The sequence below is a fragment of the Flammeovirga sp. MY04 genome, from assembly GCF_001682195.2.
In the GTDB taxonomy this organism is placed as follows: Bacteria; Bacteroidota; Bacteroidia; order Cytophagales; family Flammeovirgaceae; genus Flammeovirga; species Flammeovirga yaeyamensis.
In genome coordinates this window covers 4,487,501-4,506,486 of record NZ_CP003560.2, presented here as the reverse complement: position 1 = coordinate 4,506,486, position 18,986 = coordinate 4,487,501, and the positions used below count along the sequence as shown (strand labels likewise).

The following is an 18,986-nucleotide window of genomic DNA, read 5'->3' as shown; positions in this document are numbered from 1 at the left end:
TTCTTTTCTTCTCTATTATAAATTCTCCGCTTTGTCCATTGCATTTCTTAGTGCTGCCAATTTGTTGTGCACCTCTTGCAATTCACTTTCTTCCGATGATTGTGCCACTACACCTGCACCCGCTCTATACGTTAACTGATTATCTAAACTTAAGAACGAACGGATCATAATTGCGTGGTTGAAATCGCCATCAAAACTCATAAAACCAATCGCACCTCCGTAGAAACTTCTTCTCACGTTTTCGTACTTATCAATTAATTCCATAGCCTTGTATTTAGGCGATCCAGATAATGTACCTGCAGGGAAAGTATCGGCCACCACTCTCAAAGGATCTGTGCCTTCTGTAAGCTGACCATTCACTTTAGATACCAAGTGAATCAAATGAGAATAATATTGGATTTCTTTAAATACTTCTACTTCTACCTCATCTCCATTTCTACTCAAATCGTTTCTAGCTAAATCAACTAGCATGACGTGTTCTGAGTTTTCTTTTGGATCGTTGTATAACTCTTGAGCGATTTCCGCATCCTTTTTATCATTACCTGTACGCTTAAATGTACCAGCAATTGGGTGGATCGTTGCTTGCTTATCTTTTATAATAATTTGTGCCTCCGGCGATGAACCAAAGATCTTGTAAGTACCGTAATCGAAATAGAATAAATAAGGTGATGGGTTAATTGATCTCAAGGCTCTATATACATTGAACTCGTCGCCTTGGAAGTTTTGTTGATAACGTCTTGATAAAACGATTTGGAAAACATCTCCTCTAAAACAGTGATCTTTTCCTTTCTTAATCACATCTAAAAATTCTTGATCAGTGAAGTTGGTCGTTTCCTCTCCCACTCTCGAAAAATGATAAGCAGGGTAGTTTTTACTTTTGATCAATGTCTTAATTTCTTCGATATTACTTTCTGATGCCTCCCCCTCAGGAATGTGCTCAAAAATATGCAGCTCATTTTTAAAGTGGTTGATCGCTATCACATATCTAAATGCTTGATATCGAATCTGAGGAATCTCTGTATCTACTTTATCCTTATCAAAAGTAATTTCCTCGAACGATTGTACCGCATCGTAAGTCATGTATCCGAATAAACCATGAGAAGCGAACTTTTGGTGTTCCTCATTTTTGTATTCAAATGACTTCGAGAAGGTCGATAATGCCGCTAAAGCTTCCTCATAATTATCGAGTTTTCGCTTTTGCTCCTCTTCTCCAGGATACTGAATTCTTAGTTCTTTATCATTTACTGAAAACTCGGCAACAGGTTCACAACAGATAAAAGAGTAACTGTTATCAGCCCCATGGTAATCCGAACTTTCTAATAGTAAGCTATTGGCAAAACGGTCTCTCACCCTCAAGTAAATACTTACTGGAGTCACCGTATCGGCTAGTAATTCAGCGTGTGTGTTGATGAAACGGTACATGTTATTTTAATTTATTTTTTGACTGCAAAAAGTATGAACATAAAAAAAGCTCACTGAGTGATCAGCGAGCTTTTTTTATAATATATATCTTGAAAAATATAGCTATACGCGACTGTTCACTCAATTGGAATTAACTGAGCGCCACCACCACGATAAAACGATATTTTTGATTGCATTTTTCATTATGCGATAAAAGTAGTGAGTAGAAAGTTAATTCCCAACGAATTATTGATTTTTTCGATGACATCAACAAAAAAACAATAATCACAAGTATTTTATTAACAAATATTGCTTTTTATTGAAAATTTTCAAACAAAACCAATCAATCTTTCAACGATTAATATTTGATTAACTATTTAGCTATCAAAAACTCTCTGTTATTTTGATTTGTTTAAGATTTCCACGAAAGTTATCACTATCTATTCTTCAAAGTTTATAGTATTTTTAGCCAAATATCTCACAAGTCTCAAAAGTGATCACACTAATTGAACGATCTAAGCTAATCGAATAAATGATTCAAATACATCAACTTATATATAAATACCCTAAGGGTGTTGAAATCAGTTTTCCAGATTTTGAAATTAAATCTGGAGAAGAAATTTTGATTCTTGGTGCATCCGGATGTGGAAAAACCACTTTACTGCATGTATTGGGAGGTTTGCTTCCTGCAACGTCAGGTAAAGTGATTATCAACGACACGGATATTACTCAACTTACAGGAAGTAAAGTAGATCAATTCCGTGGGAAAAATATTGGTGTGATTTTCCAGAAGCCGCATTTTGCTAGAGCATTAACAGTAAAAGAAAATTTAGCTTTTGCTCAGAAAGCTGGAGGCAAAAAAGTAGATAGTGGTAGAATCAAACAGTTATTGGAAAGATTGGGTATTGCCCAACATATTGATAATAGTCCAAGTAATATGAGTGAGGGGGAAAAACAACGTTTGAGTGTCGCTATGGCACTCATCAATAAGCCTGCATTATTATTGGCCGATGAACCCACTGCGAGTTTAGACGATGAACATGCCAATGAGGTAATTCAATTATTAAGAGAAATGGCTTCTGAAGAAAATTCAGCTTTAGCGATTGTCACTCACGACAGTCGATTAAAAGAAGCCTTTGCCGAAAGAACACTTACCTTATCTAAACTTCACTAAGCCAATTATGAATATCTTTAAGTTTGCCTGGAAAAATTTATGGCATAAGCCTTTAAATACATCATTAAATCTTATCCTTTTTGCCTTTGGGGTAAGTATTATTTCTGCTTTATTACTCTCTCAAGATTATTTTGAGAAAACACTAAAGAAAAATCAAGCAGGTATTGGTATGGTTGTCGGTGCGAAAGGAAGTCCTTTACAACTTATTCTCTGTGCCATTTATCAAGTAGATACTCCTACCGGAAATATCCCTTTATCTGAAACCAAACGTTTAAAAAAACATCCTTTGGTTTCAAAAGCTATCCCTCAATCTTTAGGTGATTCTTATAAAGGCTATCGAATTGTAGGTACTACTCATGAATACCCTGAATTATATAAAGCAGAAATCGCTTCAGGAAAAATGTTTGATGAAAACAAATCATTAGAAGTAACTGTTGGATCTGCTGTGGCTAAAAAACTAGGTTTAAAACTTGGAGATGATTTTCATTCAGCCCATGGCATTGGAGAAGGTGGACACGAACACGATCATGAACATTTTGAAGTAGTCGGGATTTTAAAACCTACCGGAACAGTGATCGATCAATTGTTATTAACGAGTTTGTCTTCTATTTGGGATGTGCATAAACACGAAAAACCAAGTGGAGCCAATTATGGGAATTTATCTAGTAAAAAAGAGGAACATCATCATGATGATCATGATCACGACCATGATCATGAGGAAGATAGAGAAATCACAAACCTTCTGATTAAGTTTAGAAACCCAATGGGGGCAATCACTTTACCTAGAATGGTAAACGAACAAACCTCTATGCAAGCCGCTTCTCCTGCTTATGAAACATCAAGATTATTGTCTTTATTAGGTGATGCGATCAAAGCATTAAAAGCATTGGCTGTTGCTATTATGATTGTTTCTGGCTTGAGTATTTTCATCTCCCTTTATAACTCATTAAAAGAGAGAAAATACGAGTTAGCTTATCTCAGATCTTTAGGTACTTCTCAAGGTTACATATTTAGCCTTTTATTAATTGAAGGGTTATTATGTTCTTTTATTGGTTTCGCTCTTGGTATGTTACTAAGTCATGGAAGTATTTATATTGCGGCCACTCAAAATGATACTTTATTAGCATTAAATATTGGAGGTACATCATTTAACTCGGGAGAAATTGTTTTATTTGCAAGTACAATCGGTATTGGATTTTTAGCTTCTATACTCCCTGCACTTCAAGCAGCACGTACTAACATATCAAAAGCTTTATCAGAATAAACATGAAATATATCACTTCCGTCTTACTACTTTTTTCATTCTTGACTACTTCATATGCACAAGATGATAACAATCCTTGGAAGACTTTAAGTCATGTAGAAATGAAAACCTACATGGACGAAACCTTAGGCTTTGAGGTTTCAGAACCTATTTTCGGCCCTGAAGTAGAAATGCTTGACGGGTCTTTTATCACTTTATCGGGTTATATTTTACCGGTGGATAGTGAAGATGGGACAAGTATCATCTCTTTTATGCCTTTCGCTAGTTGTTTCTTTTGTGGAAATGCAGGCCCTGAAACAGTGATGGAATTGGATATTCCCAAAGTGCAAAGTCAGGTAAATAAAAAAGTGACGGTGAGAGGACAGTTAAAATTAAACAGAGATGATTTTTATAGTTTAATCTATAAACTTAAAAATACAGAACTCATCAAAGTCGAATAGTATTTGATATTCATTTATCGAATGGATATAAAAAAGAGTTAGTTCAGTGTAATTGAGCTAACTCTTTTTTAATTATCGTAACGACTATAAATGCCTTATTCTCTTAATTTGATTTTACCACACACAATTCAGAATCACATGAATGATCCTTTCCATGTGTTTTTTTCATATTCATAAAATGAAGTGCGATCAATGAAAATGATGCGGAGTAAGAGATGACTGCTAACCACATAGGTTCAAAACCTGCATATTTTACTAACATGGTAGTAGCATACACTAAATATGACATCCACATTCCTACTTTCATCCAACGGATACAAGATTTTCTGGAAGCAAAATAAACCGCAATACCTCCTATTAAAACCATTGAGATATCTAGAACTCCAAAAAAATCCATGGTATGCGAGTGTGCATGATCATGTCCCTCATGTGCATGAGATAAAGCAGAAGTAAAAATAATTACTCCTGAAGTAAGAATACAATGTATTAAACAAAACAAGGATCCAGTAAAGCCAATTTGATCGGCATATCTTTCTAGTCTTAATCGTAAGGAATTGATCATGATACAAAATTATATCTCGATTCTTTTTTTTGCAAACTTGTTGCAACAAAGATGTAGTTGCATTTACAAAAATTATCCTAATTCAGCATATATCAATATTTATTTGCGAAAATATATTCCATAAAATCTCCAACATTCGTTTAAACATTAATGATTTATCATATTTTCATGTAAAAAATCAAATATTTAATGATCAAATCGTCAAGAACTTTGAATAAGTAGAACTTTTGTTCAAATTTGCAGTTAATATGTATATAGATTTATTCTAAATAACTTTTTTTTGATAATGATTGACATTGAACAACTTCGAAGCGAATTCCCAATATTGGCCACAGAGGTAAACGGTCATCCTCTTACTTATTTTGATAATGGTGCGACAAATCAAAAACCCCAATCGGTCATTGATGCGCTTTCAGGATATTATAAAGGATACAACTCTAATGTTCATAGAGGGGCACACGCACTTGCAGACAAAGCAACTCAAGCTTTTGAGCATACTCGTGAATTGCTTAAAGAGTTTGTCAATGCGCCAAAAACAGAGCAAATCATTTTCACAAAAGGAACTACAGAAGGAATCAATCTTGTAGCAAATACTTACGGTAGAGCTAATTTACAAGCAGGCGATGAAGTGATTGTTTCTACTATGGAACACCACTCCAATATTGTTCCTTGGCAGATTGTGGCCCAAGAAAAAGGGGCAACTGTTAGAAACATTCCAATTTCTGATGAAGGTGAAATTATCTTCGAGGAATTTGAAAAAATGCTTTCAGACAAAGTGAAAATCGTTTCTATCGTTCATGCATCAAATGCTTTGGGTACAGTAAACCCTGTAGAACGTATTATCGAGAAAGCACACGAAATTGGTGCCGTAGTTTTAATCGATGGTGCACAATCTGCAGCTCACTTACCGATTGACGTACAAGCTCTAAATTGTGATTTCTTCGTTACCTCAGCGCATAAAATGTTTGGACCAACAGGTATGGGCTTTTTGTATGGTAAGGAAGATATTTTAAATGATATGCCTCCTTTTATGGGCGGTGGAGAAATGATTAAAGAAGTATCTTTTGATGGTACTACATTTAATACTTTACCTTATAAATTTGAGGCAGGTACCCCAAATATTGCTGATACAGTAGCTTATGCTGAAGCTATTGAATTTATCAATAGATACGGGAAGGAAAACATTGCTGCAAGAGAAAAAGAATTGTTGGATTACGCTACAAAAAAATTGATTGAAGAAGTACCTACGGCAAAAATAATTGGTACCTCATCAAACAAAGTAAGCGTTCTATCATTTATTATAGAGAATATCCACAATTATGATATTGGGATGATGTTGGATGCTAGAGGCATTGCAGTAAGAACTGGTCATCACTGTACACAACCTTTAATGGCACGTTATGGCTTGGAAGGAACAGTAAGAGCATCATTCTCTGTGTATAATACCTTTGAAGAGATCGATAACTTTATCGAAGCACTAAAAAGGATTGTAAAAATGTTTGGATAAATAGAATTAGATATAAATATGTCAGTGGCAACAAAAAGCATAGAAGAAGTACAAAACGACATCATCGATGATTTCGATTTGTTAGATGGAGATAGAGAGTCTACTATCTTTTATATCATGGAATTAGGACAAGAACTTCCTGCAATTGATGAAACACACATGGTTGACGAAAACTTAATCAAAGGGTGTCAATCGAAAGTGTGGCTAACTACCGATTTTGTAGATGGTCATGTTATTTTCAATGCAGATAGTAATACTGATATCACAAAAGGGTTAATCAGTTTACTAATTAGAGTGCTTAATGGTAGAACTCCTCAAGAAATTATGAATGCTGATTTATTCTTCTTTGAAAAAATTGGTATGAATGGAGTAATTGGCTCTCAACGTTCTAATGGCTTTGCCTCAATGATCAAACAAATGAAGTTTTATGCATTGGCTTACAGTGCGAAAAACTAATATTCAATCATGTCAGAAAATAAAAACGAATCTGTAAATACTATGAGCAATACAGATGAATTAAAAGATAATATCATTGCAGCGATCAAAACAGTGTATGATCCTGAAATCCCTGTAGATGTTTTCGAATTGGGATTAATCTATGATATCAATATTATTCCTCCTCTAAACAAAGTGCATATTTTAATGACACTTACTACACCATCTTGCCCTTCTGCGGAACAAATCCCTGGTGAAATTGAGCAAGTGGCAAAAGCTGTTGAAGGAGTGAGTGATGTAGAAATTGAACTTACTTTCGAGCCTCCTTACACTACAGACATGATGTCTGAAGAAGCAAAGTTGGAACTCGGCTTTTTATAGAGAATACAAACGTATAAACAATAACGGAAATTATGTATCCAGAACATTTGACTACTCCTATGAAATTGGAGTTGACTGATAATGGTTTTGCAGATCTAACATCTGCTACTGAAGTAGAAGAAACTATTGCGAAAGCAGGTACTACTTTATTGGTAATCAACTCAGTTTGTGGTTGTGCTGCAGGTACTTGTAGACCAGGCGTTTTACAATCGCTTCAACAATCAGAGGTAAAACCAACTCAATTGGCAACAGTATTTGCTGGTGTTGATGCTGAGGCAGTAGCTAAAGCTAGAGAGTTAATGTTACCTTATCCTCCATCGTCGCCCAGTATTGCGATGTTCAAAGATGGTGAGTTAGTTCACTTTATCGAAAGACACCACATCGAAGGCCGTTCTGCTGAAATGATCGCTGAACACCTTACGGCTGTTTATAAAGAATTCTGCTAGTCAGAATGAAAACAAAAAAAATGCTGATCGTTAATTCGATCAGCATTTTTTTTATTTAGAGTTTCCTACGTAGGCAAACTTAAAATGTATTCTTCTGTTTTGTCGTCTTCCCTCTTTTGTAGCATTACTAACAAGTGGTTCATCCTCACCTTTACTATCTACAATAATACGATTAGGGTTTTCGATATCTTTAAAGAAAAATCCTACTGATTTTGCTCTCTCCATACCTAAATAAGTATTATAAACCGCTGGACCACTACTATCTGTATGTCCTGTAATCTTTAAAGATTTTTTCGGATTTTTCGTTAAATACTCTTTGATTTCGGATAAGATTTTATGATGTGTTGTGGAGAATTCCTTTGAATCAAATGGAAACTGAATAGTCATATCTTCTACTCGTTTCTCAAATTCCAAGTCCTCATTACTTGTGTTTTCTCCAACAATTTCTTGATGAATTTCCTCATGATCGTGTTCAGGATCATAATTTACATAACCATCCTCAGAACCACCTGTATTTTCAATGTATCTCAAGTTCACTCCTGTCTTCGCCCCTTTTACAAATTTAGAAGACAGTTGTTCTCTTTCTACACCGTGATCAACCATATAATCAATAATTGCATTAATATCAGCTAATCCTTTTTTCGATTCATCTGCAGTAATTACTAATTCTAAAACTGCACAGTTTTTAAGTTCTGCAAGTAAGTTATTTAAAAGGTCTTTATTGATATCAATCACATCATCATTACTTTCTTCGACCAACAGTTCATTATAGCTTAAGTCTGCATCGTAATGCTGACAATTGGCTGCTCTTGACAATGTTTTTTGATATCCCTTGGGACGAATGATGTACTCCATACGTTCATTTTTCCAAGACTCTTCATCATCTGCTAAATAAAGAGGAAATCTAGTACCGTAACCAATATTTTGATCCACTAGGGCATCATCTGTATATCCAACAGTATGCATACCTTCTAAAGACTCCATAGATCTAGTTTTAGATTCAAATTCTAAAACAAGGTCACTTTTATCATCATTGTAATTACTATGTCCTACCACCTCTATACTCTGATCAGGGTGCTTTTCAATAAACTCTTTTAATAATTTAAGTTCTATTGCCGAGGCTGCCATATCCAATTCATTTTCTTTGAAATAGATATTGTTCAGATCCTCTGATCTATTTTCAGCAAAAGGTTGTAAGGTATATGTTTTCGTATAGTTTACAGTTCCTGAATTATATTTACTAAAATCAATTCTTTCAGACTTCAATAGATAATTATCAGCAGTTAAGATAACTCCATAGTTTCCATAACAACGATGCATAAATTCTACAGGTGTATTGATATTAATAAAATCAAGTTCTCTTTCTATTTCCTGAGTTTTAATGTTGATCAATTTTAAATTAATTGCTGCATTTTTCTCGTCTTCTGTGGTAGCTGCAAACTTAAAGAAAACTACTTTTTGAATATTGGCTTCGTTGTTTTTCACACAATAAATATCGAATCCACCCATTCCTTCTTCTCTTACTGAAGAAAAATATGATTCTTCACCATCAGCAGACATTACATAGAAAATATCATCGCTTGGTGAGTTTACTGGATAATTTAACTGTTCTAATGTACCTAGTTCACCAGTCATTAAATCGATATCGATTTTAAATACATCAAAACCACCAATACTGTGATGCCCTTGTGAACTAAAGTATAAAGTCTTACCATTCGGATGTATATAAGGCGATTCCTCGTCTAAGTCAGAGTTAATTACTCCTCCTAGGTTTTGTGCTTCAGCCCACTCACCGTTAGGTAGCTTTCTAATGATGTATAAGTCTTTTCCTCCTTGTGCTTCAGGATCTTCTCTATCACTTACGAAAATAATTGCTTTACCATCGGCAGACATACTCATGTGTGTTTCATGAGCAGTAGAATTAATCGGTGCAGAAACTGATGTTGGTTCAGACCATTTTCCATCCCTATAATTCACTTCGTAGATGTTTCCTGGATTGTTTGTACTTTTTCCGTAACTACGGTACAAGAAAAGTTGATTTCCATCGGAAGACAAAGCAATTGCTGCATCGTGTTCATCTGTATTGATCTCACTAAATTCTTTCGGTGAATGCCAAAATCCATCTTCTCTTCTATCCATGTAAAATACATCTTGATATGGAAGTTGGTCGTGAGGGTCTAATTCATGATGACTTGAGATATCCTGACGGTGTGACGTAAAGTATAAACGGGAACCATCCACTGTAATAATTGGTGCTAAATCTGGAAGATATGTATTGGCTAAAGAGAGATTAAGCATCAATTTATTATCTGCTTTAGCAAAAAATGCAGGTCCCCTTTTACATTGATCAATATATCTATCCAATTCCTCTTCTGTAAAAACAGTGTAACCGGCTAACTTTTTCTTCTCTTTTAAAGTTTCTTCGGTTTCTGATTGAAGAATAGCTTTTGCCTTCTCAAATTTGATTATGGCAGAATCGAACTCCATAACTAAATGGTAAGTTCTTCCCAACCAATAATCGATTTGACGTATATCGGGTTGTAGAATATTCGCTTTTTGGAAATAAGGAAGAGCGTCAACCTTATTTTTAGTAGGTGAATGAAAAGTTGCTATACCTAAATAATACCACATTAAAGCGTTATTCTGACTTGTCTTAGTAGCAACAAGCATTTCATCTTCCACAAAATGATATTCTTCAATTTTTAAATATCTTTCTGCTTCTTTGAGCGCTTTTTTGTCTTTTGAGCTAACTGTCTGCCCAATACTATGCAATGAAGTTATTATAAAAAGTAGTAATAGTAACAGTTTATTTTGGGAGTAGATCATTTTGAGAGTATCTGATTATTAAACTACTAATTTCGAAATTCTAGAGGAGTAAATGAAATTCTACGATTCTTTTTTCTACCTTCTTCCGTGTTATTGTCAGCAATCGGCTGTTTAAATCCATAAGATTTATGTGTTAACCTACTTTTTTCTATCCCCATTATGATCAATTGCTGAACCACAGCTTTAGATCTTTTTTCTCCCAAAATAGTATTAAATGCGGCTGTACCTTTATTATCTGTATGTCCACCAACCTCTAATAATAGATCCGGATATCTATCCATTACATCAAAAACTTGTTCGATTACACGGAAACTTTCTGATGTAATTACATTACTATTAAAAGCAAAATTGATTGTTCCGATAACATCCAAAACTTCACCTAAAGTAGGCTCTAATACTGGAATTGTATCTTCTACCACCACTTCTACAAAAGCTACTTCTTCTATATCTTTTGGAAGAATCACATATTCAATCCTCTGATTCTTTAGTCTACCTAATTTAGAATTATTAGAGGCAATTGGATGTTGCCAACCGAACCCTTCTACTTCTAATTTATCTACATCTACCCCTCTACTTATTAATTCTTTAGCAATTTTGTCCGCTTTATCTTGAGTATATTCCATCACACTTGCAGAGTCTTTATCAGATAATGCTTCATGCACGTGAATACCTATTTTATATTCCTCTACATTTTTAATGAAGTTGGCTAAATCATTCAATTCTGCCTCCGATTGTTCTGTAATATTCAATTGATCATCAAAGAATATGTTATTTAACTCTTCTCTTTCTTGAGGGGCGATTCTTTTCAACTTTACAATATCATTAATTTCTAGATACTGATCGATTTCTTTGATATTGATATTCTTTGAATGAAATAAATAACCACTTTGTAGCACCCTAAATCCATAATTATGATCAGGCTCTAAATAGAATAAATATTTACCTCCTTCAGCACTAGCCGTAATGATCTCTTCTTTCACATCATTTTCTACTACCGACAATCCTGCTTCCACCAAATTATTTGATGTTGCATCACGTACTTCACCTACCAAGGCAATTGACTGTACTGTTTCCGATGGAACAATAGCCATATAAATATCTTGTCCACCATAACTATCTTCTCTAATAGAAGAGAAGTAGCCTCTTTGTCCATCAGAAGAAATTGAATAAAAAACATCGTCTCCTGCTGTGTTTATAGGGTAGCCAATATTTTTGGGGGTAGACCAGGCCTTAGTACTTTCATTCCATTCCGAAGAATAAATGTCGTAACCTCCCATACCATTGTGTCCTTTAGAACTAAAGTACAATACTTTTCCACTTGGGTGAATAAACGGAGATTCCTCGTCATACTCTGTATTAATCACTGGGCCTAAATTTTCAGCCTTTCCCCAACTACCATCCTCTTCCTTATGGATAACATAAATATCTTTACCGCCGTGGGCATCTTTTTGAGATCGGTTACTAGTAAAATAAAGCGATTTACCATCGGCAGTTAGAGAGGCATGTGTTTCCCAATTATCCGAATTAATATCTTTTGATAACTCTAGTGGTCTTGACCAATCCTTTCCGTTCCACTGACTTAAATATAAATCGCCTGAATGACTTCCTGTGTTTCTATACAAAAACAAAGAATTACCTGAAGGGGAAATACCTACAGCGGCATCATGACCTTTTGTATTTACTGTTGTTCCAATATTTTTTGCTTTTTGCCAAACACCCTCTTCATCATGGTGAGCGATATAGACATCTTCATAATATAAACCATCGATCGGGTCGATATCTCCCCCTTTACTATCTGGTCTTCTTGAAGTAAAGATTAATGTTTTTTCATCTGCTGAAAGCACGGGGGCGAAATCTTGATATTCGGAGTTAATATTAGGTCCCAAATTAACGATGATCATTTCTAAAGAATCATCCATTAATTCCATACTCTTTAAACATTGTTTCTTTAAAAGCTCCAGTTCTTTGGTTAGTTTTTTATCGGTTTTTGTGGTCGATAAGTAATGATCATATAAATCATATGCTTCTTTAAAACGATGATTGTATTGTAAAGAAACTGCTTTTAAACGTTTCAACTCAGGGTAAGTCACTTCATCATTTACTTTTTCGAAATAGGCGAGTGCATGACTTTTATTTAAAGTCTGAGAATGTATATAGACATATCCCATAAGATAATTCCATTCAGTATCAGAAGCCCCTTCATCAGCTACATGTTTAAGAACTTCTTCTGCATGATGAAATTCTTCGTATTTCATGTACTCTTTGGCGTATCGAATAGCCTTTTTAAACTCAGAAGTATGTTTTACTTTTTGTCCAAAAGATAAATTGATAGAAAATAGTATGATACAGACAGTAAAAAGTGGGTGTAAATGAAGTTTCATGTTAAAAAATGTCGCTTTGTAATATATTCTTAGTTAGATAATGCAAACAATATCATACAATTATAAGTTAAAATGCAAAAAGCATTGGTCTAAACTTTGAAAATTGTAATTTTGCAAAAAATATAATCTCAGAATTTTCCGAGATCAATTCAGTACAATTTACTGAAAACATCAATTAGATAAAAACATGACGGTATTACCTTATAAAGATAGCGGAGACGGCAAAAAAGAACAGGTGGCAAATATGTTTAATAACATATCGGCAAAGTACGATTTACTTAACCGTGTTCTTAGTGGTGGAATAGATATTTATTGGAGAAAAGTAGCTATCAATAAATTAAAGAAACAACAACCAAAAACCATTTTGGATGTAGCAACAGGAACAGGTGACCTAGCATTGCAAGCATGGGCAACACTTAAACCAGAAAAAATTACTGGAGCTGATATTTCTTCAGGTATGGTAGAAGTTGGTCGTGAAAAGATTGCTAAAAAAGGTTTATCAGATGTTATTGACCTTCAAATTGGAGATTCAGAAAACTTACCTTTTGAAGATAATTCTTTTGAAGCTGTAACAGTTGCTTTTGGTGTTCGTAACTTTGAAAATTTGGAGAAAGGATTGGCAGAAATCAAGAGAGTATTAAAACCTAATGGCACATTAGTTGTACTTGAATTCTCACAACCTACAAATTTCCTATTCAAACATTTATATAGATTCTATTCTATGCGAGTATTACCTTTGATAGGAAAATTAGTTTCTAAAGATAACTCAGCCTATACTTACTTACCTGAATCTGTAGAACAATTCCCTTACGGAAAAGCTTTTACTGATATTCTAAGTAAACTAGGTTACAAATCGGCCACATGTACAACACTCACTTTTGGGATAAGTTCTATATATACAGGAACAAAATAAATTTTTTATTTTTCTCTATTTTATTGATCACATTTTGTTCAAATACATCATTTGCTCAATTAAAGAAGAAAAAACAGACGAGTAGTACCGTTTACAACCTAATGAATTTCGACAACCGAACTTTTCATTATGGTTTTCAGATAGGGTATATTTCCTCTCCGGTAGGAATGGATCCATCGAGCGATCCTTACATAATCATACCGAATGAAGATGGAACTACTAACCAATATCTTACTTACATAACTCCTCAGACGACTGCCAGTTTTTTACTTGGCTTCATCATGAACATCAAATTATCTCAAGATAATCACTGGCACTTTAGGACCTCTCCTAACGTTTCGTTTTTTTCTAGAAGATTTTCTATTGATTTATTAGACGGAGGAACACTAGATAGTAGAGATGTTGATCAGCTTCAATCGAATACCAATTTGGAGATTCCATTGTTGTTGAAATATCAATCAGATAGAAGAAAGAATCATAGAATGTATTTATTAGGAGGTATTACACCTTCATATATGGTAGCTACAAAACATGAATCATCAAGAAAAGAGTATTTTATTACTTTAAACGAGTTTAATATGTCTTTGACTTGGGGTTTTGGATTCCATATTTACAATAGTATGTTCTGCTTATCTCCAGAGATTAGAATCTCACATGGTTTAATGAACGTTGCAGCTCAACCAGAGAACTCTTTGATTATGCATACGGTCGATGCCATTAGAACACACAAAATATCGTTTGTGATCAACTTTGAAGGTTAATATCAAAAAAAGATTATATAAAAAGCCTCTACTGTTAATCAGTAGGGGCTTCTTCGTCTTTACCTTTTGATGTTCCTATTTCCACACCTTCCGTAGTAATAAAGTTACTTTCATTTAATGCTCTATCGCATATATGAATTTCAAACTTTATAGAGTCTCCTTCTGAAAATATATCTTGAATTCTTTCATCAACAAGTAGTAGTATTAAGTACCTCAACTCACCTTCTAAAGGTCTATCTCTTCCTGAATTGTTCAACAATGGGAAACGACCATTGTATGAAGTTCCATCATCAAATGTGATCATGGAAAATTCTGTTTCATCAGGACGTTTTAAAAGTATATCAACAAAATAATTGTTGTGATACTTATTTACCATAGTAGTATCAGGATTATCAGGATCGGGAATAGTTGCATCATACTTTGGATCTTGTTCATCAGAACTTAATCCTAAATCGCCATCCCCATCTCTGAAATTTAGACCTACATAAATAGAATCTTGTTTCCCAGAATCCGAATCTCCATCACCACCTGCCCTATTTTCTATCCACGCAAATTCAATCTCAGGTTCGTTTGGAAACTCAGGTTCTCCAAAACATGAACTTAACATGAGAAGTATTAACAGATAAGGTACATATTTTATTTGTTGTGTTATATATTTTAGCGAAGTCATAGACAGATGAACTTAATTTATTAGGTGGATCTACGTCACTTTTAGTAAATTCCTTTACTTTTAAGTATCAAGATAATTAAATCTAAAGTATCTCAGAATGCAATCCATAGAATTTATTGAACAATTCAAGAAAAAAATATTCACCATTAAAAGTGAAAAAGATTTTGAAGAGGCTACATTAGCTGCCTTTAGATTTCAAGCTGTTCAAAATCCTATTTATGCTGAGTACTTAAAGCATTTAGGAATCTCTATTAATAATATACATAAGATTACTGAAATTCCATTTATGCCGATCGAGTTTTTTAAGACTCAAAAGGTAATTTGTGAAAATATAACGGAAGAACAAATTTTTAGAAGTAGCGGTACAACCGGAAGCGTGAAGAGTCAGCACTATGTAGCCGACCTTAATCACTATAAAAAAATTACCACCACATACTTCGAGAAAATCTATGGTCCATTGGATAAAATCCATATTCTAGCCCTTTTACCAAGCTATTTAGAACGTAACGATGCCTCCTTAATTCGCATGGTTTCTGACTTTATGGAGTTTTCTACAAGTGATTCAGACTTTTATCTTGATAATTTAGAAACATTGGCTCACAAATTGCAGGATTTACAAAATAGTGGTGAAAAAGTGATCCTATTTGGTGTGACCTTTGCTCTTCTTGATTTTGCTGAAAAACATCCCGCTGATTACTCTAATGTGATTATCATGGAAACTGGCGGAATGAAAGGCAGAAGAAAAGAATTGACAAGAAGTGAGGTACACGATCAATTAAAAAAAGCATTCAATTCAGACAAAATTCACTCAGAATACGGTATGACCGAATTGCTTTCTCAAGGATACTCTTTAGGTGACGAACAGTTTATTACTCCACCTTGGATGAGAATCTACTTTAGAGAAATTAATGATCCTTTTTCGTTAACTACCAATAAAAGAGGAGGAATTAATATTGTTGATTTAGGCAATATTGAATCTTGCTGTTTTATTGAAACAAAAGACATCGGTGCTCCAGGCAAAGACTTTAATCATTTTTATGTTTTAGGTCGCTTTGATAATACCGATATTAGAGGTTGTAATTTGATGGTACAATAAATTAATCATATGAAACGCTTTTTAATTTTCTGTTCTTGCCTAGGTTTATTTGCGCTGTCTTCGTGCAGAACATATAAGACATGTCCTACTTACGCTAAAAACGACATCAAACAAGAAATTTTAGCTTCAAAGCAAGCTGTAGATCAGACTAAAAACTAGGTTTGGCTACATGGAAAAAAGACCCGATAGAAATTGATTTTTCTATCGGGTCTTTTTTTTAAGAGTGAAGAGCGTTTTTTAAATTAAAAATGAAAAGTTAAAAATGAAAAACGTGAAATGTTGAGGATACGAATGAAGAGTGAAGTTCCATCTAAAACAATGGCATCTAACATTTCTAGTTTGTTTTCGAAGAAATACTATTTACATCTCTGTCTCTATATAAAGGAGGTCGACCTCTCTAGTACTATCAGTTTTAGCAGAAACTCATACGTTGGATAGCAACACCCTTATGATTTTCTATATTTTTGAAAATTTCTATATTTACTGTAAGCTAGACTAGATATACAGTCTAGAAATAAACTATAATAAACAAGCAAATTATTTTATAATTATGAACGAAGAATTTGAACATGAAGCAATCTCTAACATAGTCATAATCTTTTTTTGTTCTTTTACAGGAGCAGCGTATTCTTATTTTATGGAAGAATATTTTATTGCTGAGATTCTACTGGCTACAAGCTTTATATTTTTTTGTGTAATGTTGAGTTCTTTATTTGCCAAGAACAAGAAATATATATTTGCTTTTTTAGCTGTTGCCTTTCCCTCAATTATTCTTTTTATCGGCTATTATATGAATGATAATTTTATAAGTCAAACGGATACTGAGGTATTATTTATGTTTCTATCTTTAGAATTAATACTTATCGGAACTGCTATTAAATATTATGTTGACCCAAAAGAATAAAAATTATTCAATTCACTGTAAACAAAAAAAGGTTAGCCAACATCTCGTGTTAACTAACCTTCTATATTTAATGAATGTGGCGCCGACTTACTCTCCCGGGGGTTAACCCAGTACCATCAGCACTGTAGGGCTTAACTGCTCTGTTCGGAATGGGAAGAGGTGAACACCTACGTCATTGGCACCATCAATGTCTTAATATCATTGACTGTGAACAGTAAAAACTTTGTCGGTGCCCCACTAAGGGGACACCAACCGAAGAAAAGCTTTTGGGCGATTAGTACTTCTCAGCTTAATCCATCTCTGAACTTACACTTGAAGCCTATCAACGTCATCATCTATAACAACCCTCATAAGGAAATCTCATCTCGAGGTGGGTTTCGCGCTTAGATGCTTTCAGCGCTTATCCGCTCCACACATAGGTACCCGGCGATGCTCCTGGCGGAACAACCGGTACGCCAGAGGTGTGTCCAACTCGGTCCTCTCGTACTAAAGTCAGAGCCTCTCAAATTTCCAACGCCCGCAACAGATAGAGACCGAACTGTCTCACGACGTTCTGAACCCAGCTCGCGTGCCACTTTAATGGGCGAACAGCCCAACCCTTGGGACCTTCTCCAGCCCCAGGACGTGACGAGCCGACATCGAGGTGCCAAACCTCCCCGTCGATATGAGCTCTTGGGGGAGATCAGCCTGTTATCCCCAGAGTACCTTTTATCCTTTGAGCGATGGCCCTTCCATGCGGTACCACCGGATCACTATGTCCCACTTTCGTGCCTGGTCGAGATGTCTCTCTCGCAGTCAGGCTCCCTTATGCCATTGCGCTCTTCCGACGATTGCCGACCGTCGTGAGGGAACCTTGGAAAGCCTCCGTTACTCTTTTGGAGGCGACCACCCCAGTCAAACTACCCACCAAACAATGTCCGGGTTCAAAACCCGTTAGACCGTCGAACAGGAGAGGGCGGTATTTCAACAATGACTCCAAAACGCCTGGCGACGCTCCTTCACAGTCTCCCGCCTATCCTACACACTCCTGGCCAACGGCCAACGTTAAGTTGCAGTAAAGGTTCATGGGGTCTTTTCGTCCCGTTGCGGGTAAGCGGCATCTTCACCGCTACTTCAATTTCACCGAGCTCATGGCCGAGACAGCGTCCAGATCGTTGCACCATTCGTGCAGGTCGGAACTTACCCGACAAGGAATTTCGCTACCTTAGGACCGTTATAGTTACGGCCGCCGTTTACTGGGGCTTCAATTCAGAGCTTCGTGTTACCACTAACTCCCCCTCTTAACCTTCCAGCACCGGGCAGGTGTCAGGCTATATACTGAATCTTTCGAGTTCGCATAGCCATGTGTTTTTGTTAAACAGTCGCCTGGACTTCTTCGCTGCGGCCTCTTACAAAGTAAGTAGGCGCCCCTTCTCCCGAAGTTACGGGGCTAATTTGCCTAGTTCCTTAGCCATGAATCACTCGAGCGCCTCGGGTTACTCACCCTGACCACCTGTGTCGGTTTGGGGTACGGGATCCTATAACATAATCTTAGAAGGTTTTCTTGGAAGCGTTTCATATCGTTATCAGATTGGCCGTGGCCGCTCTGTACTGTCTTGTTTCCCCAAGTCGTGCGCATTTAACTACACAACCTATAGGTACGCAATTCAACGTACTAATCCGTCAGTACGCAGATACTTCATCACTCCGTCACTCCGTCGATGATATAGGATGCTCAGGAATTTTGACCTGATATCCATCGAGTATGCCATTCGGCAATCCCCTTAGGTCCCGGCTAACCCTGGGACGATTAGCGTCGCCCAGGAAACCTTGGTCTATCGGCGGG

Annotated in this window: 16 protein-coding genes and 2 rRNA genes (1 of these 18 cut by a window edge); 11 read left to right on the top strand and 7 right to left on the bottom strand. The window is 35.6% G+C overall.

Going from position 1 to position 18,986, the window contains the following annotated elements; genetic code table 11:
- Nucleotides 1–15: 15 nt before the first annotated feature.
- Nucleotides 16–1,422: an anthranilate synthase component I family protein gene (locus tag MY04_RS17875; RefSeq protein ID WP_066211929.1), complete on the bottom strand. Its 1,407-nt coding sequence runs from the start codon at nucleotides 1,420–1,422 to the stop codon at nucleotides 16–18.
- A gap of 511 nt (nucleotides 1,423–1,933) precedes the next feature.
- On the opposite strand from MY04_RS17875, the gene MY04_RS17870 reads away from it, so the two are divergent.
- The 3 genes from MY04_RS17870 to MY04_RS17860 are packed head-to-tail and all read left to right on the top strand — an operon-like array spanning nucleotide 1,934 to nucleotide 4,279.
- Nucleotides 1,934–2,575 (top strand): ABC transporter ATP-binding protein, encoded by a 642-nt coding sequence (locus MY04_RS17870; protein ID WP_066211927.1) that lies wholly within the window; start codon nucleotides 1,934–1,936, stop codon nucleotides 2,573–2,575.
- Nucleotides 2,576–2,582: 7 nt separating this feature from the next.
- Complete coding sequence (locus MY04_RS17865; protein WP_066211925.1) at nucleotides 2,583–3,839, top strand: ABC transporter permease; 1,257 nt, start codon at nucleotides 2,583–2,585, stop codon at nucleotides 3,837–3,839.
- A 2-nt stretch (nucleotides 3,840–3,841) separates the two neighbouring features.
- Complete coding sequence (locus tag MY04_RS17860) at nucleotides 3,842–4,279, top strand: hypothetical protein (protein WP_066211923.1); 438 nt, start codon at nucleotides 3,842–3,844, stop codon at nucleotides 4,277–4,279.
- 103 nt (nucleotides 4,280–4,382) lie between these two features.
- On the opposite strand, the gene MY04_RS17855 is transcribed toward MY04_RS17860, so the two are convergent.
- Complete coding sequence (locus MY04_RS17855) at nucleotides 4,383–4,841, bottom strand: MerC domain-containing protein (protein ID WP_066211921.1); 459 nt, start codon at nucleotides 4,839–4,841, stop codon at nucleotides 4,383–4,385.
- Between the two features lie 286 nt (nucleotides 4,842–5,127).
- On the opposite strand from MY04_RS17855, the gene MY04_RS17850 reads away from it, so the two are divergent.
- Genes MY04_RS17850 through MY04_RS17835 form a run of 4 tightly spaced genes read left to right on the top strand, consistent with a single transcriptional unit; the run spans nucleotide 5,128 to nucleotide 7,610 of the window.
- Nucleotides 5,128–6,348, top strand: coding sequence for an aminotransferase class V-fold PLP-dependent enzyme (locus MY04_RS17850; protein WP_066211919.1), 1,221 nt, complete (start codon nucleotides 5,128–5,130; stop codon nucleotides 6,346–6,348).
- 18 nt (nucleotides 6,349–6,366) lie between these two features.
- Nucleotides 6,367–6,804: a SufE family protein gene (locus MY04_RS17845; protein WP_066211917.1), complete on the top strand. Its 438-nt coding sequence runs from the start codon at nucleotides 6,367–6,369 to the stop codon at nucleotides 6,802–6,804.
- Nucleotides 6,805–6,813: 9 nt separating this feature from the next.
- Nucleotides 6,814–7,164 carry an iron-sulfur cluster assembly protein gene (locus MY04_RS17840; RefSeq protein WP_084005956.1) on the top strand — a complete coding sequence of 117 codons (351 nt, stop codon included), beginning with the start codon at nucleotides 6,814–6,816 and terminating at the stop codon, nucleotides 7,162–7,164.
- A 32-nt stretch (nucleotides 7,165–7,196) separates the two neighbouring features.
- On the top strand, nucleotides 7,197–7,610 hold the full coding sequence (locus tag MY04_RS17835; protein ID WP_066211915.1) for a BrxA/BrxB family bacilliredoxin: 414 nt from the start codon (nucleotides 7,197–7,199) through the stop codon (nucleotides 7,608–7,610).
- A 51-nt stretch (nucleotides 7,611–7,661) separates the two neighbouring features.
- Here MY04_RS17835 and MY04_RS17830 read toward each other — a convergent pair whose 3' ends face one another.
- Nucleotides 7,662–10,436: an OmpA family protein gene (locus MY04_RS17830; protein WP_084005955.1), complete on the bottom strand. Its 2,775-nt coding sequence runs from the start codon at nucleotides 10,434–10,436 to the stop codon at nucleotides 7,662–7,664.
- Between the two features lie 26 nt (nucleotides 10,437–10,462).
- Nucleotides 10,463–12,817: an OmpA family protein gene (locus tag MY04_RS17825; RefSeq protein WP_066211911.1), complete on the bottom strand. Its 2,355-nt coding sequence runs from the start codon at nucleotides 12,815–12,817 to the stop codon at nucleotides 10,463–10,465.
- 187 nt (nucleotides 12,818–13,004) lie between these two features.
- On the opposite strand from MY04_RS17825, the gene ubiE reads away from it, so the two are divergent.
- Together ubiE and porT are read left to right on the top strand one after the other, a co-directional pair.
- A complete protein-coding gene (gene ubiE / locus MY04_RS17820) occupies nucleotides 13,005–13,730 on the top strand; it encodes a bifunctional demethylmenaquinone methyltransferase/2-methoxy-6-polyprenyl-1,4-benzoquinol methylase UbiE (protein WP_066211910.1) in 726 nt (241 codons plus the stop codon).
- Complete coding sequence (porT, locus tag MY04_RS17815; protein WP_084005954.1) at nucleotides 13,679–14,491, top strand: type IX secretion/gliding motility protein PorT/SprT; 813 nt, start codon at nucleotides 13,679–13,681, stop codon at nucleotides 14,489–14,491. The genes ubiE and porT overlap by 52 nt, the downstream gene beginning before the upstream one ends.
- 34 nt (nucleotides 14,492–14,525) lie before the next feature.
- On the opposite strand, the gene MY04_RS17810 is transcribed toward porT, so the two are convergent.
- A complete protein-coding gene (locus MY04_RS17810) occupies nucleotides 14,526–15,098 on the bottom strand; it encodes a hypothetical protein (RefSeq protein WP_066211906.1) in 573 nt (190 codons plus the stop codon).
- Nucleotides 15,099–15,258: 160 nt separating this feature from the next.
- Here MY04_RS17810 and MY04_RS17805 point away from each other — a divergent pair, with 160 nt between their 5' ends.
- Both MY04_RS17805 and MY04_RS17800 read left to right on the top strand, forming a co-directional pair.
- The gene (locus tag MY04_RS17805) at nucleotides 15,259–16,257 is read left to right on the top strand and encodes a hypothetical protein (RefSeq protein ID WP_066211905.1); all 999 of its coding nucleotides are present in this window, start codon (nucleotides 15,259–15,261) and stop codon (nucleotides 16,255–16,257) included.
- Between the two features lie 550 nt (nucleotides 16,258–16,807).
- A complete protein-coding gene (locus tag MY04_RS17800; protein ID WP_066211903.1) occupies nucleotides 16,808–17,161 on the top strand; it encodes a hypothetical protein in 354 nt (117 codons plus the stop codon).
- Nucleotides 17,162–17,235: 74 nt separating this feature from the next.
- Here MY04_RS17800 and rrf read toward each other — a convergent pair.
- Together rrf and MY04_RS17790 are read right to left on the bottom strand one after the other, a co-directional pair.
- Nucleotides 17,236–17,347, bottom strand: a 5S ribosomal RNA gene (rrf, locus tag MY04_RS17795).
- 68 nt (nucleotides 17,348–17,415) lie between these two features.
- Nucleotides 17,416–18,986: ribosomal RNA gene (locus tag MY04_RS17790) — 23S ribosomal RNA — on the bottom strand (it continues 1,306 nt past the right edge of the window).